The sequence below is a fragment of the Terrisporobacter hibernicus genome, from assembly GCF_020809405.1.
GTDB lineage: Bacteria > Bacillota > Clostridia > Peptostreptococcales > Peptostreptococcaceae > Terrisporobacter > Terrisporobacter petrolearius.
The window spans coordinates 1101817-1126411 of the sequence record NZ_CP081135.1; the positions used below are offsets into that span (position 1 = coordinate 1101817).

Genomic DNA, 24595 nt, shown 5'->3' on the forward strand with positions numbered 1-24595 from the left:
ATATAATCCGACTACTTTTGATAAAATTTTATATTAATTATGTTATTACTGCATATTTTTATTAATATAATACTAATATATATTTATACCCTAAATAATAAAAAAAGTGGCTTTTTTAGCCACTTTTTTTATTATTTATTTGGAACTACTATTTCTCCACTTATTATTTTTTCTATCTTACGATTAACATAGTCTATTACATCTTTTGGCACGTTTTTATCTGTTGATGGTGCAAGACCTATACCTTCTTCTTTTAAACCAAATACTAAAGTTTTACCGCCATCAAGTTTACCATCTTTTAAATTTTCAACTACTGTATAAACACCTTCATTTACTTTTTTCATTGCTGATGTAAGTATATTGTCTGGTGCTATATTGTTTTGATCTCTATCAACACCTATGGCATATTTTCCTGTTTCTTTGGCACATTCAAGTACTCCTAAACCGCTATCACCTGCACATGCAAATAATATATCTGCATTATTGTTGTACATTTGATTTGCTATTGATTTACCTTTTGCTTGATCTGCAAATGAGTTAACATACTGCACTAAAACTTTTGCATTTGAATTGGCTTCTTTTACACCTGCTTCATATCCAACTTGGAATTTTTTAATAACTACATTATTCATTCCACCAACAAATCCAACTTTATTAGTCTTTGTCATTTTTCCTGCAACTAAACCTACTACATATCCTGATTGCTCTTCATTAAATGATATACAAGTAACATTATCTGGTGTTTCCTCTCCATAATCTACGTCAACTATAGCAAACTTTTGCTCTGGATAATTTTTAGCTGCTTCTAATAATGCTTGCTGCATGGGAAATCCTGTTGCAAGAATTAAATCATTATTATTATCTACAGCTTGTTCTAAGTTTGTTACATAATCTGCCTCTTGCTTTGATTCTATATAACTCGCTTTTATTCCTAAATCTTTTTCTGCTTTTTGAAGCCCTTCCCAAGCACTTTGGTTAAAACTTCCATCTGTTACTCCTCCAACACTAGTAACCATTGCTATTTTTAACTCTTCTTTCTTTGCTCCATTATCTTTGTTACCCCCACATCCTACTAATGAAGATGCCGTAATTATAAGTACTGTAATTAAACATACAATTTTTTTCAATGTCATTTTATCCTCCTATGTGATATAATACTTTTTTATTAGCTTAACTATAATATCAAAAAATTATCCAAATGATTTAAAACCTGAAGATAAAATTGTTAAAGATAACTTCACTCAATTAGCAGAGCTTCTTAGATCAGACTATAGGCATTTTTTAAGGGTTGTAGATAAACTTTGTTCAAAAAATATTATTAAAAAAGAAAAAAGATCTTTAGTAATTCTAGATAGAAGTGTTTTAAATAATATTTCTATAGATCTCTATAATTAAAAAGCATGTTATTTTTCAACATGCTTTTTTAGCTTAATATAAAACTGTTTTTTCCTTTTTTCTTTGCTTCATATAATAAATTATCCGCTTCTTCATAGTTTTCTACATAGGTTTTATTAATATCAACAGGTATTATACCTACACTTATTGTTAATGGTGGATTGCAATTTAAATTTTTTAATGTGGCAAATATATCATCAAATATGGACTTTAAAGCATTTCTTTTTAATCTAATCAGGCCAGCAAACTCATCTCCACCAGTTCTATAAAATCTACCTTCACTAGTATTCTCAAGTATTTCACCTAATTTGGATAAATATTCATCTCCCTTTAAATGGCCATAGTTATTGTTTAGATCTCTCAAGTTGTCTATATCGATAAGCGCTAAGTAAAAACTACTTTCATTATATTTCAATACTTTATCTATATCATTTATAAATTTTCTTTTATTAAATAGACCCGTTAAAACATCTCTTTCAGCCCTTTTATTTGCCATTTTCTCTTCTGTTATATCTGTACCTATACATAGGATACCACCATCAATACATTCCTTTGATAAATTTAAATATCTTTCTTTATAGTATATAACATGGTTAGAGCTTCCTTTTTTAAGTGTCTTTATATCACCTATTTTTAGTTTTCTATATAATAATTCATCCATGTAATTTTCTCTTAATAAATCATTATCATCTTTATTTATTATTTGCTCTTTGTTGGAATTAAATAATTCTGCACAACCTAGATTAACATATCTATATTTCAGATTATTATCTTTAAAAAACATTATATCCTTTGACTTATCCATCATTCTTGATAAAAAGTTTATTTCTTCATATAAATTACATAAATCCGTAAACTCTAAAATTATATAATCTCCTTCGTGTGAAATTTTCAAAGATATATTAATATATTCACCTTGGGAATTAAACTTAAGATTATCTATAATTTGTTTAATATTTGTTTCTTTTAATTGTTTTATTGCATTGCTTAAAATACATTCACTACATTTAGATGTTTGTTGACAATAACAATTTTCAACAATAGTATTATTACATTTTACGTAATTTCCTAATAGTTGATTAGCGTCTGATGAAAAAAATTCTCTTACCTTTTTATTAGCGTATAATACTACTAAATCCTTGTTTAATACTATTATCCCATTTGATTGCCCATCTATTAATTTAGATAAAATAACATCCTCCATTTTTGCCCCCTCTTTATTATTGTTTACTTGTTTTTTTCAAAACTATAAAATCTACAATTTATTATATAATAAAAATCCTATAATACAAAATTTGCATCATAGGATCTTTTAATTTATTAATCACTTAATTCACTTACAAGTCTAAGTAAGTCTAGGAATATGTTAACAAAATCAAGATATAGGTTTAAAACATGTATTGATAAGTCATTTCTATCATTAATTGCTCCATATTCTATTTCTGATTTTAATAAACTTACGTCATATAATATATACCCAGAAAAAATTATAATTCCAAGTATACTTATTATTATATTAAATACGCTACCATCAATAAATATATTTACTATAGACATTACTAATAGTACCATTAATGATATAAATAAAGTAGGTCCAAATCTAAGAAATCTCTCACTTTCACTTCTATTAGCTAAAAATGCAAGTCCTCCAAATATAACAGCTGTAGATAATAGTACATTTATTACCATTCCAGTTCCTATACTTCCCACATAATAACTTATAATAGGTGACATTAATATTCCATCAATAAATGTAAATAAATATACAAAATTCATTGAAAATCTTCTTGGTATTATGCTTTTTCTAGAGAATAAAGCCATAAGTATTAATGCCACCATTAATACTGCTATTATAGCATTTGCCATATAAATAAAACTCTCTGGTAAAAACATTAATCCAAATAAATATCCTATAAACATAAATACTATGGATATTGATAAATATTTAAAAACTTGTGACATTGGATTATAAACACTTTTTAACATAGTTTTCTCCTTTCGACCTTCGTAGTTAATAGTCAATCATTATACATTTTTTTTAATACTTTGTCTATACACTTAGACATATAAATAAATTTATTAACATATTTATTCTATAATTTTTCTTTACATTAAAATTTTTATAATATATCATATATATATTATACATTTTTAAAAATCATTATATAGAAAGGACTAATCAAAAATGGAATTTAATTTAAACATTTATGAGACCATGGCTTTAGTTTCCATTGTATTTTATATTGGTAAATATTTAAGAAATAAATTTTCTATACTATCAAAATATTGTATCCCTCCATCAGTAGTAGGTGGATTTATATTTGCAATATTTATTCTTATATTAAAAACTACTAGCATAGCAACTATAAACTTAGATACAACTTTACAAGAAATTTTTATGACAGCATTTTTCACTAGTATAGGATTTACTGCTAGTTTTAAAATATTAAAACAAGGCGGTATAAAAGTTGTTACTTTTCTCGCCCTTGCAATTTTACTTGTTGTATTACAAAACACAGTTGGTGTAACACTAGCATCACTATTTAATTTACAACCATTACTTGGACTTTGTACAGCATCTATACCTATGATAGGAGGCCACGGTACTGCAGGATCATTTGGCCCTTTACTAGAAAACATGGGAGTTTCTGGTGCTACAACAGTATCTATCGCCTCAGCTACATTTGGTTTAATAATGGGAAGTATTATTGGTGGATTAGTTGCTAGAAATTTGATACACAATCATAAAATAAAAACAATTCATGATGAAAATTCCAATATTCCTCCAGAGGAAGTTGGCGATTTTAACGAAGAAAACCAAAATATTTTATGTTTAAAAAAATTAATGACTGGTGCATCTTTCTTGTTCCTTGCAATGGGACTTGGATCACTAATATCAGATTTAATTCAAAACTTAGGATTAACATTTCCATCATATATAGGAGCAATGCTTGCAGCTGCCATAATAAGAAATCTATACGATTTCCTTGGAAAAGAAATTGTAGAAAAAGAAATCGAGACTTTAGGATCTCTTAGTTTATCATTCTTTTTAACAATGGCCTTAATGGGATTAAAGCTTTGGCAATTATTTGATTTAGCTTTACCTCTTATGATTATGTTGTTTGCTCAAGTTATACTAGTAGGATGCTTTGCTTATTTTGTTACTTATAGAATTATGGGAGCAAACTATGAAGCTGTAGTCTTTGCATCTGCAACTTGCGGATTTGGAATGGGTGCCACTCCAAATGCTATTGCAAATATGGACGAACTAACTAACCGATATGGATTTGTTCATACACCATATTTCGTAGTACCTATTATCGGTTGTTTATTTATCGACTTTGTAAATTCAGCCATACTAACATTATTTATAAACTTTATATGCTAAAAATTAAACCTTGATATATTTCTATATGAATATATCAAGGTTTTTATAAATTATTTATTAAGTTTTCATTTTTTGCAAATAATTATTCTAGCTATCTCTTCGTTCTCTTTTTACCTTTTGAGTTATTATTTCTACTATCTCTTGAATTACTTTTACTATTTCTTCTATCAGTGTTATTGGTATTTCTTCCACCTTTAGAATTTTTATCATTAGATTTATTCTTCTTGTTTTTATCAAATTGTCTATTTAATGCGCCTCTAGCCTCTTTAGGTTTAATTAAACATCTTGGTCCAAATCCTATTAAGTCTTCTCTACCTGCTTCAACTAATGCTCTATGAACTAATTCATAGTTTCTAGGTGCAGAATATTGAAGTAAGGCTCTTTGCATTGCTTTTTCAGTTTTAGATTTTGGTACATAAACTTCTTTCATAGTTCTTGGGTCTAATCCTGTGTAGAACATTGTTGTAGATAATGTTCCTGGTGTTGGATAGAAATCTTGAACTTGTTCTGGTTGATATTTAATATCTCTTAAATACTCAGCCAGCTCTATTGCACTGTTTAATGTAGAACCTGGATGTGAAGACATTAAGTATGGTATTAAGTATTGTTTTAATCCAATTTGTTCATTCATTGCAAAGAATTTTTGTCTAAACCTATCGTAAGTTTCTCCTGCTGGCTTTTGCATGTAGTAAAGTACTTCTTCTGCAACGTGCTCTGGTGCAACTTTTAATTGTCCACTTACATGATGTTTTATTAATTCTCTCATAAATGTATTATCTTTATCAGCCATTACATAATCATATCTAATACCCGAACGTACAAATGCTTTTTTAACACCTGGTACTTGTCTAACTTTTCTAAGAAGACTTATATAATCATTGTGGTCTATATTTAAGTTTTTACATGGTGATGGGTCAAGACATTGTCTATGTTTACATCCACCTTTTCCTTCTGTTATTTGTTTTTTACAAGCTTCTTGTCTAAAGTTTGCAGTCGGTCCACCTACATCATGTATATATCCTTTGAAGTCTGGTAAATGTGTAATTTCCTTAGCTTCTTCTAAAATAGATTCATGACTTCTACTTTGTACCGCTCTACCTTGGTGGAAAGTTATTGCACAGAATGAACAACTTCCAAAACATCCTCTAGAACTTACTATTGAGAATTTAACTTCATTTAAAGCTGGTATTCCACCTTTTGCTTCGTATGATGGATGATAGTTTTTAGTGTAGGGAAGTGCATATACTTCATCTAGTTCTTCTCTATTTAGCGGTGGCTCTGGTTTATTTTGCACCATAAATTTATTTCCATGAGGTTGAACTATCGCCTTTCCTCTAAATGGATCTTGCTCTCCTTCTTGTATTTTGAAAGCCTGTGCAAATTTCACTTTGTCTTTTTTAATTTCTTCAAATGAAGGTGTTAATACATAATCAACGTATACTTCATCTAAACTATCTGCAATATAACAAGTTCCATCTATAAAACTTATATATTTAGGATCAAATCCATCATTTATAGCATCTGCTACTTTAACTATTTGTCTTTCACTCATTCCGTATACTAATAAGTCGGCTCCACTATCTACTAATATAGATTTTCTTACTTGATCACTCCAGTAATCATAGTGAGCAAATCTTCTTAGGGATGCTTCTATTCCTCCTATTACTAGTGGAATATCTCCGTATGCTTCTCTTATTCTATTACAATAAACTATTGTAGCTCTATCTGGTCTATGGCCCATTTCTCCACCAGGTGAATAAAGATCTTTATCCCTTTGTCTTTTGCTAACAGAATAATGGTTTACCATAGGGTCCATGTTTCCTCCGTTAACAAGAAAACCTAGTCTTGGTCTTCCAAGCTTCATAAAATCCTCTGTTGTTTTCCAGTTAGGTTGAGCAATTATTCCTACTTTATATCCAGCATGCTCTAGCACCCTTGATATTATAGCTGTCCCAAAACTGTGGTGGTCAACATAAGCATCTCCTGTAACAAGTACGAAATCGCACTCGTCCCATCCTCTTTCAATCATATCTTCTTTACATATTGGTAAAAATTTATTTTCCATTTTATCACCTGCTCAATCTATATTTAAAATTCGTTTCGTTCATATCGCCAACGATATATCTTTACTTTGCTTCAGACATATCCCTTGCTTAAAATTCACTTTGTTCAAGATTTTTATTTACTTATCTTTAATTATTAACTCTGATTAACTATTATATCACAAAGAAAGCAATATTTTTAAAGTAATTAGGTTTTATAGTATAATTAGCTACAATTATTTATGTTAAATTTGCATGTTTTTGTTAATTTTTTTTTAATATATATAACTTATTCTTAACATAAACCTGAACCAAAATGGGACTATAATTTACTAAAGAAATATTTATATATTATTCTTTTTATATAATTTCTTAAATTTTATAAGGAGGGAATTTAATGGAAAACATAGTCAATAATATTAACTCTATAGTTTGGAGTGTCGCACTTGTATGGACTTGTCTTGGCGTTGGTATTTATTTTAGCATTAGAACTCGATTCTCGCAGATTAGAAACATTAAAGAAATGGTCGCTTTATTATTTGGAGGTAAAAAATCAGAACAAGGTATATCTTCATTCCAAGGATTTTGTACAGCTCTTGCTGGTCGTATAGGAACTGGTAATATTGCCGGTGTAGCTACAGCTATAGCTTGGGGTGGTCCTGGAGCATTATTTTGGATGTGGCTTGCAGCATTCCTTGGTGCAGGATCAGCTTTTGCTGAATCAACTTTAGGTCAATTATACAAAGAAGAACATGAAGGTGAATATCGTGGTGGTCCTGCTTACTATATAGAGAAGGGATTTGGAAGTACTACATTTTCTAAAATCTACGGGATAACGTTTGCAGTAGTTACACTTATAGCTATAGGTATATTACTTCCTGGGGTTCAAGCTAACTCAATCGCAGTATCTGTAAACAATGCTTTTGGTCTTAATGTTAACATTACAGCTGTTATATTAGTTGTATTTCTTGCTCTTATAATATTTGGTGGTATAAAAAGAATAGGTTCTGCAGCTGAGTATATTGTTCCTTTTATGGGAGGCGCATACATCTTAATGGCACTTATAATAATTGCAGTTAATATAGCTGATTTACCTGGAATATTGGTATTAATATTCAAATCAGCATTTGGAGCAGAAGCAACTTTTGGTGGTATAATCGGTTCCACTATTGCTTGGGGTGTAAAACGTAGTGTTTACTCAAACGAAGCTGGTCAAGGTACTGGACCACAAGCATCTTCTGCTGCTGAAGTATCACACCCTGCAAAACAAGGTTTCGTTCAAGCATTCTCTGTTTACGTTGATACATTATTTGTTTGTTCAGCAACTGGATTTATGATTATGATGACTGGTTGCTACAACACTTATTACGAAGGAAGTCAAAAAGTAATCGTTGAAAATATGCCTCAATTAGGTATTCCAGAAATAGGCCCAGCATATACTCAAAACGCTGTAGATACTTTAGTTCCTGGATTTGGTTCTGCCTTTGTTGCCGTAGCATTATTCTTCTTTGCATTTACTACTTTGATGGCTTACTACTATATAGCAGAAGTTAATTTAACTTATTTAGTTAAAAAAGTTAAAAAAGGCCAAGGTAGTAAAGCTGCAATTAATGTATTAAGATTTGTATTATTAGCTATGACTGCATTTGGATGTGTGAAGAGTGCAGGCCTTGCATGGGCAATGGGTGATATTGGTGTAGGACTTATGGCATGGCTAAACTTAGTTGCTATAGTTTTATTATCTAATACAGTTATTAAATGCTTTAAAGATTATGAAAGACAAATGAAACTTGGTATCCCTAGAGATGATATAACCTTTGACCCTGAACCACTTGGAATAAAAGGTGCTACATTCTGGGAAGAAAAAGTTGCAAGTGGAGATAATACTCCTCAACCTTAATTTGTAATCAATCCGTAATTTGGTAATAAAATAAAATCCCTAAAAAATGTACCAGGAAAAGAGCTAAGGAGGCTTAGCTCTTTTTCGCGTAAAAAATTATATTTAAGGTTGTTTAAATGAACACGGTAAATTTACTACACATTTCCCGCAAACCTGGCTTCCTCCTCTTGGTTTACATTTTCCTTCTTTTTTATTTCCATATAGATTTTCGTAATTGTCAAAATTTATCATACAAGTATCATAACATTTAAATCTATCGTAATTATTTTCATTTAAAGCCCCACTAAAGCAACGTTTTACACATACCAAACAACTTTTATTTCTTTTATACAAACAGTTCTCTTTTTCTAATGGCTTATCTGGGCTTACAGGCAAGCTTGTAACTATAGTAAAATATCTTCCACAACATCCTTCTTTCGTAATCAACATATTATTAATTCCAAAAGTTCCAAGACCTGCTATTTGGGCTATATGTCTATGGGACCATTTACTTTTTAATATATCCGTTTTAAAATCACCAGCCACTTCACATACTGCTGCATTATACCCCATTTCTTCTATTTTTTTTATAAGATAATCATTTAATTTAATAAACATATCATTAGTTTCTTGATAAGCTAATATCCATTTTTCTGAGGCTAATTCCCCAACAATATTAGACTGAGCTATATCTTTAGTAAAAGGAACAAAATAAGCAATAATAATTGTTGGATCCTCTAATATATCACTAGGCATTAAATGTTCTTCAAAAGTATACTCTCTTATACAATAAATATCTTTATGATTAGCATCAGCAAAACCAACTAAAGGTTCTCTCCAACTTGTGCTTATATCATCTTGTTTTTCATATTCTTTCACATAATCTACTATATATTTCTTAATTAAATCTTTCATAGAACTCCCCTTTTCCTATAAAAACTCATTAAATACAGTTAACTGTACATCTAAAAAAGCATCTTTTTCCAAGATGCTCTAATGTCTAATTGCTATTTCTTTTTGTTATTTCTGTTTTGTTCTTCATCTTTTGCTCTTTTTTGTGACCAAATATTAGTTACTATTATAAGTAATAATACAAGACTCCCCACTCTTATTATAGTTTGAACCATACTATCCCCCCAATTATATTACTCTTTTAAAATTTTATCACCTACTTAAATTATATACCAATTCATCTTAGTTATCATTTATTTTACATTGCTATTAGATACTTGCAACTGTTATAATTCACTTATTAATACATTTTGTAATTGAAAATAAAACTATAGGAGGGTAAATATTATGAAGAAAAACTATCATTTTTATGCACTTATTACAATAGTATTTTGGGCTATGGCCTTTGTTTTTACTAGGCTTGCCCTTCAATACTTTGATGTATACACGCTAAGTTTTCTAAGATACTTATCAGCATCATTAACTTTAGTTGTAATTATTTATTTTATGAAAATTAATAAGCCTAAGAAAGAAGATTTCCTTACCTATTTACTTTCTGGATGTATTGGATTTTTTATCTATGTAGTTCTATTCACAAAAGGTACGGGACTTGTAACTTCTGCCACTGCCAGTATTGTAATTGCAATGGTTCCTGTATTCACAGCATTTTTAGCATCATTTTTTTATAAAGAAAAACTTAAAATCTATCAATGGCTTGCCATAGGAATTGAATTTATAGGAATCTTGGTATTAACTTTGATGAACGGTACCTTATCTATTAATGAAGGTGTATTCTGGCTATTGCTAGCTGCACTTTGTCTTGCTACTTATAATTTGCTTCAAAGGAAATTAACAAAGAAGTATACAGCTTTAGAAGCTAGTACTTATAGTATTTTCATTGGAACTTTATTTTTATGCGTATTCTTACCTTCATCTGTAGATCCTACTTTACATGCTCCAATTGAACATATAATATATGTTTTAATTCTTGGAATATTTTCTTCTGCTCTTGCATATATTGCCTGGGCAAAAGCTATTTCTATAGCAGAAAAAACTACCTATGTAAGCAATTATATGTTTGTTACACCATTTTTGACTACAATATTAGGATTTGTAATGATGGGTGAAGTTCCTGATAAAGCTACAGTTTTAGGTGGTATAATTATTTTAGCTGGATTATTTATGTTTAATAAAGAAAGTTTTTTAGAATCATTTAGAAATCAAAGGCTTACAAGAGTAGAGTGTGCTACTTCCACTGATGAAAATGATTTAATAGAGTAGAACTTCTAAAAGCCTTCTATCAAAACTTTTATTTATTTTATAGGAGGCTTTTTTATACAATATTTTTATAATTAAATGTTTGTTTATATTCATAACCTGTTAAATTTTCTATTTATTTAAATATCAGTTAGCGGATAAGGATGACTATGGTGAACATTCGTATATATTAGATTGTCATCTTTGTCATAAGAGAATTTAATAGTAACTATTATCTTATCACCTATAGATACGTTTTTACATAATTCTTTATTTTCTATATAGTAACTTTCCCCATTATATGATGCTTTAACTGTGCTGGTCTCTTCATTACTCATTATATTTATCATAGGCACATAGCTTACCACACCTTTATGAGTAATATAACACTCAACAGTCATTATATAAGTTCCAAATGATATCCATTTAGTATCTTTAAATAACTTCATTTTTTTATTTAAATTTAATCCTTCTGTACTATTTATACTTTCTTTTAATGACAGTTTTTGATTCATATATATCCCCCCATGAAATTTTATCTAAGACCTAACTATTAATTAATCTTCTATAGTTTTCTTTAAAATAACAATTATAATACTCATAATAATTACTACACTTATTAATATGGTTAATAATACTATTAACCAAGTAGGCACTTTTTTATAAAAACTGTTATAAGCAACCAAACATGCTGCACCAAAAAACCACCCAAAAGCATTAAGTATCTTTAATCTTAAGCTTGCTAACTTCTTTACTCTTTCCTTTTTTACATCTATTTTCTTCGTATATATAGAGCGTAGTTCAACAGAAGCTTCTTCATCGTTTCCCCCATCAAATTGTTCAATTGCTTTATTTTGTGCTTCATTTTGTGAATAACCTTGATTAATATATTCTTTGGCAGAAGTTATCAAATGCTCTTTTATCTCTTCCTTTATTTCTTTTGCATCTTTACTATCATCATTTTTATACAATCTATTCAAATATCCCTCTATAATTTTCATAATTTATTTCCCCTTATTTAAAAATTTATTCATGACTTCTTGTATAAAATTCCACTCTTCAACTTTTACATGCAAGTCTTCTTTTCCTTCTGTTGTTATATTGTAGTATTTTCTTCTGCCTCCTGAATCTTGATTGTTTCCCCAATAAGACTTTATCAAACCTTTAGATTCTAACCTTTTTAATGAAACATACATGGTACTTTCTTTAAGTTCAAATGTGGTCTCATCCTTAACTATTTTGGCAATTTCATATCCATAAGAATCTTCATGGTTCAGTATTGATAAAATCAAAGTATCAATATGACCTTTTAGCAATTCTTTATTTAAATTCACAAACTTATTCACCTCCCTTTATGAACTACCTCATTATATGAAGTACATTGTAATTTAATAGTATACTGTTTTTTATTACTTTGCAATAATAAATTATATAAAAATAACCCCCTATTATAAATAGAAGGTTATTTTTATAACAATTTTATTTTTACTGTCTAGTTCATTTATTTTAAAACTTAAATTGCTTTACTACTTGTTTATGTACTAACTTCATTCCACTTTATTAAAGCTATCTTAATAGTTCATAATGCCAATATTTTATTGTTTATTGATTTCTTAGATCAATGGCAACTCTATCTTTAACATTATTTTTAATACTTTTTTTGTTTTTTGATATATTAAGTCCGTACAATTTACTTAAATTCCAACCTTTATCTTCTACTCCCAATAAGTATTTTCTTATAGCAAATATTAATCCTATAGAAATAACTCCCAATAATAAGTCGGCCATACCTGCTGTTTTTGGAAGTAATATAAGCTTTCTAGCTATTGCACATAATAATACTTCTATCAATACACCTGGTATGTGTAGACTAAGCATAACAACAAGCTCTACTCCTATTACTAATAGTAACCCTTGGGCTAAAAAACTATTTAATTGAGTGTATTCAACTGGTGTTTGAAAATCTATTATATATGCCTCATATATACTTCTCATCAAATCTATCATTCCTAGCAATACAAGTATAAGTATAATTACTGATAATGCTGTTTCAAAATACCTTGATGCCTTTAATAATGTTTTATCGTGTATATTTATCATTGTAAATTTTCCTTTTGGAAATACATTTATTTTTTTATCAGAACTTATTTAAGTTTTTATTTATAAATTATGCACCAAATACTTTAAGCAAAATACCCGCTGCTATTGCTGATCCTATGACTCCTGAAACATTTGGAGACATGGCGTGCATCAATAAAAAGTTTGAAGGATTTTCTTCTTGTCCAACTTTTTGAACAACTCTTGATGACATTGGTACTGCTGAAACCCCAGCTGCACCTATCATTGGGTTTACTTTTCCTCCAGTTAATTTACACATTAGTTTTCCACCTAAAACACCTGAAGCAGTTCCTACTGAGAATGCTGCAAGTCCCATTGCTATTATTCCAAGAGTTTGAGTACTTAATAATGTTTCTGCATTAGTTGTAGCTCCAACTGTTAATCCTAATAATATAGTTATTATATACATTAATGAACTTTGAGCTGTTTCTACTAATTTAGGAACAAGTCCTGATTCTTTTATTAAGTTTCCAAACATTAACATACCTACAAGGGGTGCAGATGTAGGAAGTAATCCTATAACTACTATCATAACTACTATTGGAAATATTATTTTTTCTTTTTGAGAAACTGGTCTCGTTTGTTCCATTTTTATAGCTCTTTCTTCTTTAGTTGTAAGAGCTTTTATTATTGGCGGTTGGATAACTGGTACTAATGCCATATATGAATACGCTGCTAGAGCTATTGTTCCTAATAAGTGCGGCGCTAAAGCACCTGTTGTTTGTATTGCAGTTGGCCCATCTGCTCCACCGATTATACCTATAGATGCTGCTTCTGGACCTGTAAATCCTAAAGCTATTGCTCCTAAGAATGCGAAAAATACACCAAATTGTGCCGCTCCACCAAGTAGCATTGTTTTAGGGTTTGCTATCATTGGTCCGAAGTCTGTACCGGCACCTATACATAAAAATATTAACGGTGGGTAGATACCAAGTTTTACACCTTGATATAGATAGTATAATAATCCACCTTTTTCACTGTCTGTTGCTGCTTTCATTAAATCTACACCTGGCATATTTGCAAGTAACATTCCCGTTGCTATTGGTATTAATAAATAAGGTTCATACCCCTTTGCTATGGCTAAGTATAAGAAAAAGCAAGCTAAGGCTATAACTATTACTTGTTTAATGTCCATTTGTGCGAATCCCGATTCCATTATGAAGTCTAATATCATTTGACCCATATCATTACCTCCTTAAGCTGTTTTTACTTATGCTACTTGTAAAATTATATCTCCAAGATTTACATTTTGTCCTTTTTCCACATGTATAGCAGATACTTTACCATCAACTGGTGATACTATTTCATTTTCCATCTTCATAGCTTCTAATACTACTAATACATCACCCTTTTTAACTGTTTGACCTTCTTTAACTAATATGTTAAACATACTTCCTTGTAATGGTGCCACTACTTCATGTTCCTCACCTGCTTGTTCAGATGATTGTGCTGGTGCAGCACACATGCTTGGCTTTTGCCCTGCTTTTACTTCTTCTATTTCTACTTCATAAACTTTTCCATTTAATTTAACATTGTATGTCTTTATACTCATTTTTATCTCCCTTTCATTTTATGTATTTTAATTGTTTTAATAAAAATTATTTAACTCTTTTTATACTTCTAACATGGAAATTAGTGTGTTGAGCTTGTTCTGCAGCTATTATAGATGTTACTAAAGCTGCAACTATTTTTTCTTCGTCATTATCTTCTACCACTTTATTTACAACTGGTTTAACCTTAGGTTGTTCAGGTTTAAATAAAAATTTAAATAAACTTAATATAAGTGCTATTAAAGCTAAAGTAGCTAAAACTATCGCCATACTTGATACTGTAATAGAGATAGCTTCCATAAATGTTGTTTGCATATTTAACCACCTATTCTCTACATAGTTACTTCTATGTGTGTTATATTACTTTCTAATGTTTTTTCTTCTTCTACTACTACTGCAGATTTGTTATATTTAGATTCTAGATATTTTGGAGCAATTTGTGGGAATAAAGCGTAAGCTAATACATCTTCATCATTTTGAGCTAAATGTTTTATTTCTTGTTTCATTGCCTCAAATTCATTTCCTATTAAATCTGCCGGTCTTACTGTTATTACTTCTTCATCTCCAATTATTATTTTTTTAATTTCTTCATCTATCTCAGCTGGAGCTTGTCCATATAATCCTTTTACATAGTCTTTAATTTCTTTTGGAACCATTTTATATCTTTGTCCAGTTAAAACATTAAATAATGCTTGAGTTCCAACCATTTGACTAAGTGGTGTAACTAACGGAGGATACCCTAAGTCTTTTCTAACTCTTGGTACTTCGTTTAATACTTCTTCATATCTACTTTCTGCACCTTGTTGTTTCATTTGAGATAATAGATTAGATAACATTCCTCCTGGAACTTGATATTTTAAAGTTTGGGGATCTGTTAATAATACTTTAGGGTTTAATATTCCCTCTTCCATATACTTATCTCTTATTGGTTTGAAGTATTCAGCCACTTCTAGAAGAGCATCCATGTTTAACTTTGGATTTCTATCCATTTCTCCTAAACTTACTGCCATAGATTCTGTTGGTGGTTGACTTGTTCCACCACTAAGTGGTGATATTGCAGTGTCAATAATATCTACTCCAGCTTCAACAGCTTTCATATATGTCATTTCTGCTATTCCACCTGTACAGTGAGTATGTAATTCTATTGGTAATTTAGTAGTTGATTTTAATTTTTTAACTAAGTCATATGCATTATATGGAGTTAATACTCCTGCCATATCTTTTATACATATAGAATCCGCACCCATTCTCTCAACAATCTTAACTAGTTCTACATAGTATTCAGTTGTATGAACTGGACTTGTTGTATAGGATATTGCAACTTGACAATGTCCTTTGTATTTTTTTATAGCTTTCATAGATTCTTCTAAGTTTCTAACATCATTTAGTGCATCGAAAACTCTTATTACATCTATTCCGTTTTTTATAGATAATTCTATAAATCTTTCTACTGTGTCATCTCCATAATGTCTATATCCTAATAAATTTTGACCTCTAAGTAGCATTTGCAATTTTGTATTTTTTACATGTTTTCTTATAAGTCTAAGTCTTTCCCAAGGATCTTCATTTAAGAAACGTATGCATGAGTCAAATGTAGCGCCTCCCCAAACTTCCATTGAGTAGTATCCTACTTTATCCATAGTTTCTAAGATTGGTATTATTTCATCTGTCCTAAGTCTAGTAGCCATTAAGGATTGATGTCCATCTCTTAGTGCCGTTTCAGTTATTTTTAACTTACTCATCTTATTGTGTATTCCTCCCATAAATATATCTAAGAATAACATTTCCATAATCTTGTATAATGCTTCTTATTTCAGTTATTCCGTATTTCCTATGCATAATTTATTATATATATCAAATTACCTTATACCAAGTTTTTTTAGTGTTCTTTTCTCTTGTCTAAATTTGTTTTTTATTGTATCATATTGTTAAATTTAAATCATTTTTTATGTATTAAGGCTATATATCATGTACAATTAATATAAATTTATACATTGATATTAGCTAGTAATTCATACAACTATTTCTATTTTTAGTATGCGCTAGCAATGGTTTATCTCTTGATAAATCGTTTGCCTGACTACAATTAGATTAATGTAAATATATTTATTGGAAAGGAAAAAATTATGAGAAATTGGATGAATGAATTTGTCTATAATACTGATTTATCACAAAATAGACCTATAAAAGATGTAGTCTACGAAAGCATAAAAAAAACATTGATTGAACATAAAGTTCCTGCTGGAGAACGGTTTATAGAAAAAGAATACTCAGATAGACTTAATATAAGTAGAACTCCAGTTAGAGAATCCCTTAAACAATTAGAAAAAGAAGGATTGGTCAAATATGTTCCTAGACTAGGCGTTGTCGTTAACAGAATAACAAAAGAAGATGTTATAGAAATATATAAAATAAGAAGTTCTCTAGAACTATTGGTAGCCACAGAATCCATGAAGTATATTACCCAATCAGATGTTGATAGAATTACAAAATTATTAGATGAAACACACGAGGCTAATCTAAGAGATGATCTAAATAATGTTATAGAATTATTTGGTGAATTCAACTCTCAACTTTATGAACTAAGTAAAATGAAAATATTACCTAATATGATATCTAATTTAAATAATTACCTTCATCGATTTAGAACTATTTCTATAGAAGATAGTATTAGAAGAGAAAAGGCAATACTAGAACATAGACAAATTATAAAATCTATAGTAGAACGTGATAGAGACTTGTCCGAAATGATAATCAAAAAACATTTATACGATTCATTAGATGTAGTTTTGCAAGAATTTAATATATAGATATAAAAAATCCTATTGTATATTTGTATCATCTACAATAGGATTTTTTAATTTACAAATTAAACATTAATTTTTTCACATTAAGTAGCAATATACTTATAGCAAGTAAATCAGCACAACCTCCAGGACTTATGTTTTCTTTTATATAAAGTTTTTCTAATTCTAAACATTTTTTTTTACCAACGTCAGTAAACACGCCTCCCAAATCTAATAGTTCTTTAGCATCTGATTGTACCTTCCTTAGAGTGTTTATATCATGTCTATATACTATAGTACTATCTTCTACTTTTGACATAAGTTCTATTAATATTTGAATATACATATCATTTTCTTTTAGCTGGCTATAACTATATTTATCTATTATATTGTTAAATAATACACAAAGACCATCTTTAACTTGCCCTCTTATTCCTGTAAATCCATATTGTAAATAAAGTTTTTCTCCATGAGTTAAAGATTCTTTTTTATCTAAATTTTTGAAATCATCTAATATGCATTTGACCATATCTTTTATTATAGATTGTATCTCATTAAAGCCCCTATCTTCATACATAACCTTACCTATAGCTGCTATTGTAATTCCCATAAGAAATATCATACCCTTATGAGTATTAATATTATTTGTTGCTTCAAACATTTTTTCTTCGCATGTTTTTCCAGTGTTTCTAATAGCATTAAATATATATTCAGGATTATGATAGGTATATCCAATCTTAAACATTTCTTTTAAATAAGGTGTTATAGCCAATGCACTGTCTAAAAAAGTATAGTAATCCATATCCTTGTGAGCTCCACAACTAACAGGAGACACTAAACCAAACGAAGGAAAAGTGGATACCTCACTTATCATTGCTTTAAGCCCTATTTGAGATACATCATAAGATAAATTTTCTGTTTTTTTTTCTATTTCTTTATATTCTTTATATACCTCTTCAAAATAAGTTTTTATTTCTTCCATGTTATGAGTTTGTGCCCTAGAGCAAATTTTTGCATCTAAATCACATATAAAGCACTTTCTTGGTCTTTTTAATAAATCAGATCTAGATATGCCTACTACTTTTTTATTTTTCATAATGTATACATCTATATCTAAACATCTTCCTAATACGTGTTCTTCTTCCATAGTTATCATTATTTTCTTAACATTTACAAAATCTAAGTCAAATAATAAATGAGCTATTATACCCTCTTTATTTTTATATTTATGTTTAAAAACTATATATTTCCCATAATATGTTTGTATATCATTATAAACAGTATTAACAATGTCATCAGTTATATAGTTTGATTTTTCTATTCCAGGGTAGTTTATTCTAATTGTAACTAGTGTTTTATCTTCATTTTCTTTTAATAATTGTTCCTGATAAGAAACTCTTTTGTCTCTATCATATAAAAATTCTGTTATTAATTTCATATTATCCTCGGTAAAAATATAAGCTATTATTATAGTCGATTTATTACCAATTCACCTTCCTTGCTAAGTAGAAAGTCAAAACTTGCTCTAGGTAGTAAATTTTTTACTTTTTCTATATGACCTTCCTTTAATAATTTTCTAACTTTAGATGCACTTATATCATCATTTTGCAATTTTTTTCTATTTATAAGTTTAACTTCAACATTATATTTAGGCAATATTTCTTGCATACTTATATTATAAGTATTTGTTACTTTACAATGAGGCTCAGTACCCACATATCTTCTTTTAATATTAAATTTTTTCGCAAAATATTTTCCAAAAATATTACAATCTAACTTTGTATATTCTTTTAATTCATCATCATTTTTCTTTAAGAAGTAATTAGGAAAAGTTGCTGATGATATTACATACTCTCCTGCTGGTATTACAGTTACATTTTTTAAATCTTTGGTTCCCTCTTTAATAAGTTTAAATCTTGTTTCAAAGGTAAATGCTGATTTATCTTCTTCCACTACAAATATTATTACATTTTCATTTTCTTTTGCTGCTATTTCTACTATATATCTATGACCTAATGTAAACGGATTACAATTCATAACTAAAGCTGCGTATTCTTTATTATCATCTATTTTATAATCATTTTTTAATTTATCTAAAGATGAATTTATATTTTTATTTCCACTTTCTAATAAACTTACCTTATCTGTAGTAAATATATTTTTATATCCCAAACCTTCAAATAAAAACTGATTTTCAGGCTTTGTGAATATAAAACTATGATATTTGCCTTCTAAAAATAATTGTTCTGTTACTTTCGATATTAAGTTATTAGATAATCCTAGCCCCTGATAATTTTCATTTATAGCAAAACATTTTAATATATTTTCTTTTTTAGAACATGTTGCTATAATATCATTATTTTCTCTTATTACTACAGTGTAATCAACATCTTCATACTTCAAACTAAATTTTTCTAAAAATTTTTTTACTTCCTTAGTTTCATAATTTGATTTTAAATTTATACTTTCTACATTATAATACACGTTCTACACCGCCCTTACTTGCTATACACCAAATATTCTATTTATTAGTACAAATGCTAATAATGCAACTAATAAAAGTACATACATCATTATTTGGTCTTTATCGCTAGCTGCCACATATTTTTTCTTTTTATTTGTAAACTCTCTAGCTTCTTTAAACATTCCTTCTTCTCTTATTTCTTTCAATAATTCATTATTATTTTTTTTAGTTTTATTTTTAGTTTTATTTTTATTGCTCATGGTGCACCTCTATATTCATAAATTAAGCGAAAAAGGTATTGCAAATCACAATACCTTTTTCTTATTGATAGCTTTTTAGTATATTATTTTTAACTAATCCCCGAAATCACTAACAGAATATACCAAATACTATAGATGCTATTATCAACATTAATCCTCCACCTAAACGAGAAGATATTTGTGCAAATGATATAAGTTCCATTCTTTTAGCTGCTCCTAGAACTGCTAAATCTCCTGAACCACCTCTATTTGCCATACAAAGTCCTGCAGTTATAGCAGTTTCTATTGGATAGAATCCAACTAACCATCCAACTAATCCAGATCCTATTATAGCTCCTAAAACTATGAAAGCTGCTATTAATACGTTTCCTAAAGTGAATGCAGCTATCAACTCACCTAAGTCAGTTAAAGCTATACCAACACCACACATTATAACTAGTAAAAATTGCTTAGAGAAGTATCCTTGTAATTTATTAGCACCTATTCTTAATTCAGCCGGTATTACACCTGCAACATTAGCTGCTGCAACTAATAAAACCATCCATGCAAATCTATGTATATCTAGTTTTACAACTGAACCAAACACTTCAAATGGAGGTATAACTACAACTTTAGATAGTATATTTCCTGCAACATAAAATGCACAAGCTAATATTAAACCACAAGCTATATCTCTTTGAGTCACTTTTACCTCTTCTTTATCTTCTAATTTAGATAAATCTTCAGCATTTCTTATTAACTCACCATTACCAGTTAATGCTTTCCCAAATTTTAATTCTCCAATTTTATTTAATACACCAGCTGATATAATAGCTATTATGTTAGCTATTGTTAATATAGATAACCCAAATGATAACCATGGTGCTGGATCATTTCCAGTTGCTTTAGCATATATATCTGCCATTGGTATAGCACCTGCACCAGTACCTCCACCCATTATAGGTAATACATATTTAGTTGCTACATCAGTTGGAGAAACTCCTACTAACATACCACCAGCTACTCCTAAAATAATTGCACCTAATATACCTGCTAATATTGCTGGTAAATATCCTGCAAAAGCTTTTAATAATAACTTTCTGTTAACTGATAATATAGAACCAGTTATAAGTACTGCTATAAATAAATCTAAGAAATCTGTTGTATCCATAAATATTTTTACAGTTTCTATTGTAGCTTCAGGTATTATACCTTTATAAACTAAATATGCAGATCCTAAGAATGCAAGTATAGATCCTCCACCTATATAAGTATTCCATATAGGTATTCTATCACCTATCCATCCTAAAATTATACCTAAAGTATAAAGTATAGCAAATGCTCCTACTGTATTATTCGGTAAGTATCCACCAAACATAGCTACTAATGCAATTCCTGCTACTGCAGCAAATACATACCATGCCATACCGAATATTTTCATCGTTTCTTTATTAACTCTTTTTTGAGTTGCAGATATTGTCGCCATTTTTGCATTTCTCCAATCTTTCTAATATGATTATTATAATATTTCTGTAAAGCTAATATTTCAGCTAACAAGCAAAGTTCAAAAACCCTTTTCCCAGTTTTAAAGGTACTAAGGAATATTGATAAATGATTAAGTTATTAAATTATCCATTAATAACTTAATCATTTTATTCAATTAATATATTTTTAGGAAATTACTAACTATTTAACTTTTCTTATTGTATCTATAATACTTCCATCTCTATATTCAACTACTGCTACTACTTCATCAGTAAACTCTATTTCTTTGGGAGTGCCAAGAAGTCTTGTAGCCATAGCTCTTGCTTCTTCCATTGTTAACATTTGGATTTTAGCTTTAGAGAATTTTTCTATTAAGTCTGTTCTAGTTGGATTTACTATTACTCCATAATCAGTAACAACTACATCAACTGTGCTTCCTGGAGTTACAACAGTAGTTACTTTATCTATTATTGTAGATAACCTACCCCTTGTAAGAGGTGCAGTAATTATAGACATTTTAGCCATTGCAGCTGTATCACTATGTCCACCAGATGCTGCTCTTATTACACCATCAGAACCAGATATAACGTTAACGTTGAAATCTGTATCTATTTCTAAAGCTGATAATATAACGAAGTCTAATTTATTAACTGCTGAACTTTTATTTCCTATTGAAGCATAAAAATCTGCACTTACTTCAACGTGTTTTTCATTTCTACCACAAGATTCAGCTGCAGTTAAATCAAAACTTTGTGTATCGAATAATTGGTCAACTAATCCTGATTCTAATAGGTCCACCATTGGTGCAGTTATTCCACCAAGAGCATAATTTAATTTTATATCTCTTTTTAATATTTCTTCTTTAACAAATCTTGTAACTGCTAAAGATGCTCCACCAGAACCAGTTTGCATTGAGAATCCATCTACAAATAACCCAGATGCTTTCATAACTTCAACTACCCTTTTAGCCATTAACAATTCTTTTGGATTGTTTGTGAATCTAGTAGCCCCAGACATTATTCCTGAAGAATCACCTACTTCGTCAACTACACAAACATAGTCAACTTGTGTTTGAGGTATACTTTGTGGAAAGTTTGGATATGGAACTAATGTATCAGTTACAACTACAACTTTTTTAGCATGATCAGCGTCAACTTTAGCGTATCCCATAGATCCACATATGGATTTTCCCTTTACACCATTTGCATTTCCCATACAGTCAGCTGATGATGCAGCTAAAAATGCTACGTCTATTTTTACATCTCCTGACGATATTGCTCTTGCTCTACCTCCGTGAGAACGTATAACAGCTGGGTATTCAAGTATTCCTTCAGAAACAGCTTGAGCTAATTTACCTCTAAGTCCTGATGTTTCTATTCTGTTTACTACACCATTTTCTATATGAGCAACTAAACCATTATGAGCACTTGTTAGTGATGACGCTGCTATTCTTAGGTTTTTTATTCCCTTTTCAGCTAATATATCAACAACTTGCATTAAAAGTTTGTCACCAGCTCTAAAGTGGTGGTGGAAAGATATTGTCATTCCGTCTTTTATTTCACATTTTTCTATAGCTTCTCTTAAAGATGAAACTAATTTATCTCTTCTTACTTGTTCTTTTATATTAGAACTATCAGAATTCACTTTATTATCTCCAGTTAATGAAGCGTATGGAGCAACGTAAGCTTCTCTATCTTGGTAACCTTTTATGTTTTTTAACATTTCATTACTTACTCTTTTAGTTTGCATATTAATTTTCACCTCCAACTATAACACCAGCAGCCTCAGCTAACTGTAATACTCTTTGAGCTCTTTCTATTATTGGTTTATCCACCATTTTTCCATCTACAGTAAATACACCTAAATTTTGTTTTAAAGCTTCAGCAGTTGCATCCACTATTTTTTTAGCTTTTGCTATTTCTTTTTCACTTGGAGTAAATACCTGGTGTATAAGCTCAACTTGTCTTGGATGTATAAGCGATTTCCCACCAAATCCCATTCTTTTTATTAGGTTAGCCTCTTTTAAGAATCCTTCATCGTTGTTTACATCAGCATAAACTGTATCTAGTACTTCAAGACCACAAGCTCGACCTGCCATAGCTATCATTCCTCTAGCAACATATAGTTCATCTCCTTCAGGAGTTCTTGTAGTTTTCATACTAGTTACAAAGTCTTCTCCACTTAGCGCCATACCTATTAATCTCTTAGTAGGTGATTTAGCTATACTGAAACAATTCATAACACCTAAAGCTGTTTCTATAGCAACCATTATTTTAGTGCTACCAACTTCCATGCCACATTCTTTTTCTATTTTTTCTATTTTTGCATCTACAGCCATAACATCTTCCACAGATTCTGTCATAGGTATTCTTATAACCTCAACCCCTGCACTTACTACAGCTTCTAAATCTTGTTGCCAAAACTCTGTTGCAAGTCCGTTTATACGAACTACAGTTTCTATTCCTAACTCTTTATAATAACTTCCGAAATTTTTTAACATGTTATGTAATAAAAATCTTGCAGAATCTTTTTCAGTTATTGCTATAGCATCCTCTAAGTCAAACATAACTGAGTCTGGTTTATATATGTGAACATCTCTTATTACACCAGGATTATTACCAGGCACAAATAACATCGAACGTCTTAGTTTCATTTTCTTTCCCCCTACATCCATTTGTAATCATTACATTTTGCAGAACGATATACTGCAGTTTGAACTCTACTTTTAATTACTGCATCTATTGCACCCTTATCATTTGCAAATATTTTTGCATCTTTTACATCTAATTCTTGTAACGTTTTCATCATTACATCTATTATTTGATCACCAAATTGATTTTTAACTACACTTTCAAGTTCTATCACTATGCCGTTATTTTCATTTGGTTCTATTATAACTTGTATATCACTTGATTCTAATGTGCCAGCATTTGCTATTTCTAATAATTTCATATACTATGCTCCTCCGTTTTATTTTGGAAATGTATTATCTGTCCAATTCAATAATCATTATATATTCTTATTTTTTTATATTCAATAAG

At 29.5% G+C, this 24595-nt stretch carries 24 protein-coding genes; 4 read left to right on the top strand and 20 right to left on the bottom strand.

What is annotated here, in order from left to right:
- Window positions 1-131 precede the first annotated feature (131 nt).
- The 3 genes from JW646_RS05305 to JW646_RS05315 form a co-directional block, all read right to left on the bottom strand.
- On the bottom strand, window positions 132-1133 hold the full coding sequence (locus JW646_RS05305) for a BMP family lipoprotein (RefSeq protein WP_074920094.1): 1002 nt from the start codon (window positions 1131-1133) through the stop codon (window positions 132-134).
- A 290-nt stretch (window positions 1134-1423) separates the two neighbouring features.
- Window positions 1424-2599 (bottom strand): sensor domain-containing diguanylate cyclase, encoded by a 1176-nt coding sequence (locus JW646_RS05310; RefSeq protein WP_074920093.1) that lies wholly within the window; start codon window positions 2597-2599, stop codon window positions 1424-1426.
- Window positions 2600-2715: 116 nt separating this feature from the next.
- Window positions 2716-3381 (bottom strand): Bax inhibitor-1/YccA family protein, encoded by a 666-nt coding sequence (locus JW646_RS05315; RefSeq protein WP_228416841.1) that lies wholly within the window; start codon window positions 3379-3381, stop codon window positions 2716-2718.
- A 199-nt stretch (window positions 3382-3580) separates the two neighbouring features.
- On the opposite strand from JW646_RS05315, the gene gltS reads away from it, so the two are divergent.
- A complete protein-coding gene (gltS, locus tag JW646_RS05320; protein ID WP_148558341.1) occupies window positions 3581-4783 on the top strand; it encodes a sodium/glutamate symporter in 1203 nt (400 codons plus the stop codon).
- A gap of 91 nt (window positions 4784-4874) precedes the next feature.
- On the opposite strand, the gene JW646_RS05325 is transcribed toward gltS, so the two are convergent.
- A complete protein-coding gene (locus tag JW646_RS05325) occupies window positions 4875-6848 on the bottom strand; it encodes a YgiQ family radical SAM protein (protein ID WP_228416842.1) in 1974 nt (657 codons plus the stop codon).
- Between the two features lie 374 nt (window positions 6849-7222).
- Here JW646_RS05325 and JW646_RS05330 point away from each other — a divergent pair, with 374 nt between their 5' ends.
- Entirely contained in the window at window positions 7223-8725 is a 1503-nt protein-coding gene (locus JW646_RS05330) for an alanine/glycine:cation symporter family protein (RefSeq protein ID WP_074920089.1), read from the top strand.
- Between the two features lie 102 nt (window positions 8726-8827).
- Here the strand turns inward: JW646_RS05330 and JW646_RS05335 are convergent, their stop codons facing one another.
- The gene (locus tag JW646_RS05335; protein ID WP_228416843.1) at window positions 8828-9619 is read right to left on the bottom strand and encodes an epoxyqueuosine reductase; all 792 of its coding nucleotides are present in this window, start codon (window positions 9617-9619) and stop codon (window positions 8828-8830) included.
- Window positions 9620-10003: 384 nt separating this feature from the next.
- Between JW646_RS05335 and JW646_RS05340 the strand changes: the two genes are divergently transcribed.
- Entirely contained in the window at window positions 10004-10936 is a 933-nt protein-coding gene (locus JW646_RS05340) for a DMT family transporter (RefSeq protein WP_228416844.1), read from the top strand.
- Between the two features lie 116 nt (window positions 10937-11052).
- Here JW646_RS05340 and JW646_RS05345 read toward each other — a convergent pair whose 3' ends face one another.
- From JW646_RS05345 to JW646_RS05380, 8 genes are all read right to left on the bottom strand, one after another.
- On the bottom strand, window positions 11053-11427 hold the full coding sequence (locus tag JW646_RS05345) for a DNA polymerase III subunit delta (protein ID WP_228416845.1): 375 nt from the start codon (window positions 11425-11427) through the stop codon (window positions 11053-11055).
- Window positions 11428-11469: 42 nt separating this feature from the next.
- The gene (locus tag JW646_RS05350; RefSeq protein WP_228416846.1) at window positions 11470-11913 is read right to left on the bottom strand and encodes a permease prefix domain 1-containing protein; all 444 of its coding nucleotides are present in this window, start codon (window positions 11911-11913) and stop codon (window positions 11470-11472) included.
- 3 nt (window positions 11914-11916) lie between these two features.
- Window positions 11917-12246 (bottom strand): PadR family transcriptional regulator, encoded by a 330-nt coding sequence (locus tag JW646_RS05355; protein ID WP_228416847.1) that lies wholly within the window; start codon window positions 12244-12246, stop codon window positions 11917-11919.
- Between the two features lie 268 nt (window positions 12247-12514).
- Window positions 12515-13012, bottom strand: coding sequence for a hypothetical protein (locus JW646_RS05360; protein ID WP_228416848.1), 498 nt, complete (start codon window positions 13010-13012; stop codon window positions 12515-12517).
- A 67-nt stretch (window positions 13013-13079) separates the two neighbouring features.
- On the bottom strand, window positions 13080-14213 hold the full coding sequence (locus JW646_RS05365; RefSeq protein ID WP_228416849.1) for a sodium ion-translocating decarboxylase subunit beta: 1134 nt from the start codon (window positions 14211-14213) through the stop codon (window positions 13080-13082).
- A 27-nt stretch (window positions 14214-14240) separates the two neighbouring features.
- Window positions 14241-14582: a biotin/lipoyl-containing protein gene (locus JW646_RS05370; protein WP_228416850.1), complete on the bottom strand. Its 342-nt coding sequence runs from the start codon at window positions 14580-14582 to the stop codon at window positions 14241-14243.
- Window positions 14583-14628: 46 nt separating this feature from the next.
- Entirely contained in the window at window positions 14629-14895 is a 267-nt protein-coding gene (locus tag JW646_RS05375; protein ID WP_228416851.1) for an OadG family transporter subunit, read from the bottom strand.
- 17 nt (window positions 14896-14912) lie between these two features.
- Complete coding sequence (locus JW646_RS05380) at window positions 14913-16322, bottom strand: oxaloacetate decarboxylase subunit alpha (protein WP_228416852.1); 1410 nt, start codon at window positions 16320-16322, stop codon at window positions 14913-14915.
- A 384-nt stretch (window positions 16323-16706) separates the two neighbouring features.
- Here JW646_RS05380 and JW646_RS05385 point away from each other — a divergent pair, with 384 nt between their 5' ends.
- On the top strand, window positions 16707-17390 hold the full coding sequence (locus tag JW646_RS05385) for a GntR family transcriptional regulator (RefSeq protein ID WP_228416853.1): 684 nt from the start codon (window positions 16707-16709) through the stop codon (window positions 17388-17390).
- Between the two features lie 52 nt (window positions 17391-17442).
- Here JW646_RS05385 and citG read toward each other — a convergent pair whose 3' ends face one another.
- From citG to citD, 7 genes are all read right to left on the bottom strand, one after another.
- Window positions 17443-18804: a triphosphoribosyl-dephospho-CoA synthase CitG gene (gene citG, locus JW646_RS05390; RefSeq protein WP_228416854.1), complete on the bottom strand. Its 1362-nt coding sequence runs from the start codon at window positions 18802-18804 to the stop codon at window positions 17443-17445.
- 29 nt (window positions 18805-18833) lie between these two features.
- Entirely contained in the window at window positions 18834-19850 is a 1017-nt protein-coding gene (gene citC, locus JW646_RS05395; RefSeq protein WP_228416855.1) for a [citrate (pro-3S)-lyase] ligase, read from the bottom strand.
- Window positions 19851-19871: 21 nt separating this feature from the next.
- On the bottom strand, window positions 19872-20090 hold the full coding sequence (locus tag JW646_RS05400) for a hypothetical protein (RefSeq protein ID WP_228416856.1): 219 nt from the start codon (window positions 20088-20090) through the stop codon (window positions 19872-19874).
- 109 nt (window positions 20091-20199) lie between these two features.
- The gene (gene citS, locus JW646_RS05405; RefSeq protein WP_228416857.1) at window positions 20200-21555 is read right to left on the bottom strand and encodes a citrate/sodium symporter CitS; all 1356 of its coding nucleotides are present in this window, start codon (window positions 21553-21555) and stop codon (window positions 20200-20202) included.
- A gap of 200 nt (window positions 21556-21755) precedes the next feature.
- Entirely contained in the window at window positions 21756-23303 is a 1548-nt protein-coding gene (gene citF, locus JW646_RS05410; protein ID WP_148558334.1) for a citrate lyase subunit alpha, read from the bottom strand.
- A 1-nt stretch (window position 23304) separates the two neighbouring features.
- The gene (locus JW646_RS05415; protein ID WP_074920076.1) at window positions 23305-24207 is read right to left on the bottom strand and encodes an aldolase/citrate lyase family protein; all 903 of its coding nucleotides are present in this window, start codon (window positions 24205-24207) and stop codon (window positions 23305-23307) included.
- 11 nt (window positions 24208-24218) lie between these two features.
- Window positions 24219-24506 (bottom strand): citrate lyase acyl carrier protein, encoded by a 288-nt coding sequence (citD, locus tag JW646_RS05420; protein WP_074920075.1) that lies wholly within the window; start codon window positions 24504-24506, stop codon window positions 24219-24221.
- Window positions 24507-24595: the final 89 nt, after the last annotated feature.

Bases quoted from the DNA above. Each gene is read 5' to 3' on its own strand.
- JW646_RS05375 (WP_228416851.1), bottom strand. From the start codon at position 14,895: ATGCAAACAACATTTATGGAAGCTATCTCTATTACAGTATCAAGTATG.
- JW646_RS05345 (WP_228416845.1), bottom strand. From the start codon at position 11,427: ATGAATCAAAAACTGTCATTAAAAGAAAGTATAAATAGTACAGAAGGA.
- citD (WP_074920075.1), bottom strand. From the start codon at position 24,506: ATGAAATTATTAGAAATAGCAAATGCTGGCACATTAGAATCAAGTGAT.
- JW646_RS05305 (WP_074920094.1), bottom strand. From the start codon at position 1,133: ATGACATTGAAAAAAATTGTATGTTTAATTACAGTACTTATAATTACG.
- gltS (WP_148558341.1), top strand. From the start codon at position 3,581: ATGGAATTTAATTTAAACATTTATGAGACCATGGCTTTAGTTTCCATT.
- JW646_RS05325 (WP_228416842.1), bottom strand. From the start codon at position 6,848: ATGGAAAATAAATTTTTACCAATATGTAAAGAAGATATGATTGAAAGA.
- JW646_RS05370 (WP_228416850.1), bottom strand. From the start codon at position 14,582: ATGAGTATAAAGACATACAATGTTAAATTAAATGGAAAAGTTTATGAA.
- JW646_RS05315 (WP_228416841.1), bottom strand. From the start codon at position 3,381: ATGTTAAAAAGTGTTTATAATCCAATGTCACAAGTTTTTAAATATTTA.
- JW646_RS05350 (WP_228416846.1), bottom strand. From the start codon at position 11,913: ATGAAAATTATAGAGGGATATTTGAATAGATTGTATAAAAATGATGAT.
- JW646_RS05385 (WP_228416853.1), top strand. From the start codon at position 16,707: ATGAGAAATTGGATGAATGAATTTGTCTATAATACTGATTTATCACAA.
- JW646_RS05310 (WP_074920093.1), bottom strand. From the start codon at position 2,599: ATGGAGGATGTTATTTTATCTAAATTAATAGATGGGCAATCAAATGGG.
- JW646_RS05400 (WP_228416856.1), bottom strand. From the start codon at position 20,090: ATGAGCAATAAAAATAAAACTAAAAATAAAACTAAAAAAAATAATAAT.
- JW646_RS05335 (WP_228416843.1), bottom strand. From the start codon at position 9,619: ATGAAAGATTTAATTAAGAAATATATAGTAGATTATGTGAAAGAATAT.
- JW646_RS05340 (WP_228416844.1), top strand. From the start codon at position 10,004: ATGAAGAAAAACTATCATTTTTATGCACTTATTACAATAGTATTTTGG.
- JW646_RS05415 (WP_074920076.1), bottom strand. From the start codon at position 24,207: ATGAAACTAAGACGTTCGATGTTATTTGTGCCTGGTAATAATCCTGGT.
- JW646_RS05360 (WP_228416848.1), bottom strand. From the start codon at position 13,012: ATGATAAATATACACGATAAAACATTATTAAAGGCATCAAGGTATTTT.
- citG (WP_228416854.1), bottom strand. From the start codon at position 18,804: ATGAAATTAATAACAGAATTTTTATATGATAGAGACAAAAGAGTTTCT.
- JW646_RS05380 (WP_228416852.1), bottom strand. From the start codon at position 16,322: ATGAGTAAGTTAAAAATAACTGAAACGGCACTAAGAGATGGACATCAA.
- JW646_RS05330 (WP_074920089.1), top strand. From the start codon at position 7,223: ATGGAAAACATAGTCAATAATATTAACTCTATAGTTTGGAGTGTCGCA.
- citS (WP_228416857.1), bottom strand. From the start codon at position 21,555: ATGGCGACAATATCTGCAACTCAAAAAAGAGTTAATAAAGAAACGATG.
- citF (WP_148558334.1), bottom strand. From the start codon at position 23,303: ATGCAAACTAAAAGAGTAAGTAATGAAATGTTAAAAAACATAAAAGGT.
- JW646_RS05365 (WP_228416849.1), bottom strand. From the start codon at position 14,213: ATGGGTCAAATGATATTAGACTTCATAATGGAATCGGGATTCGCACAA.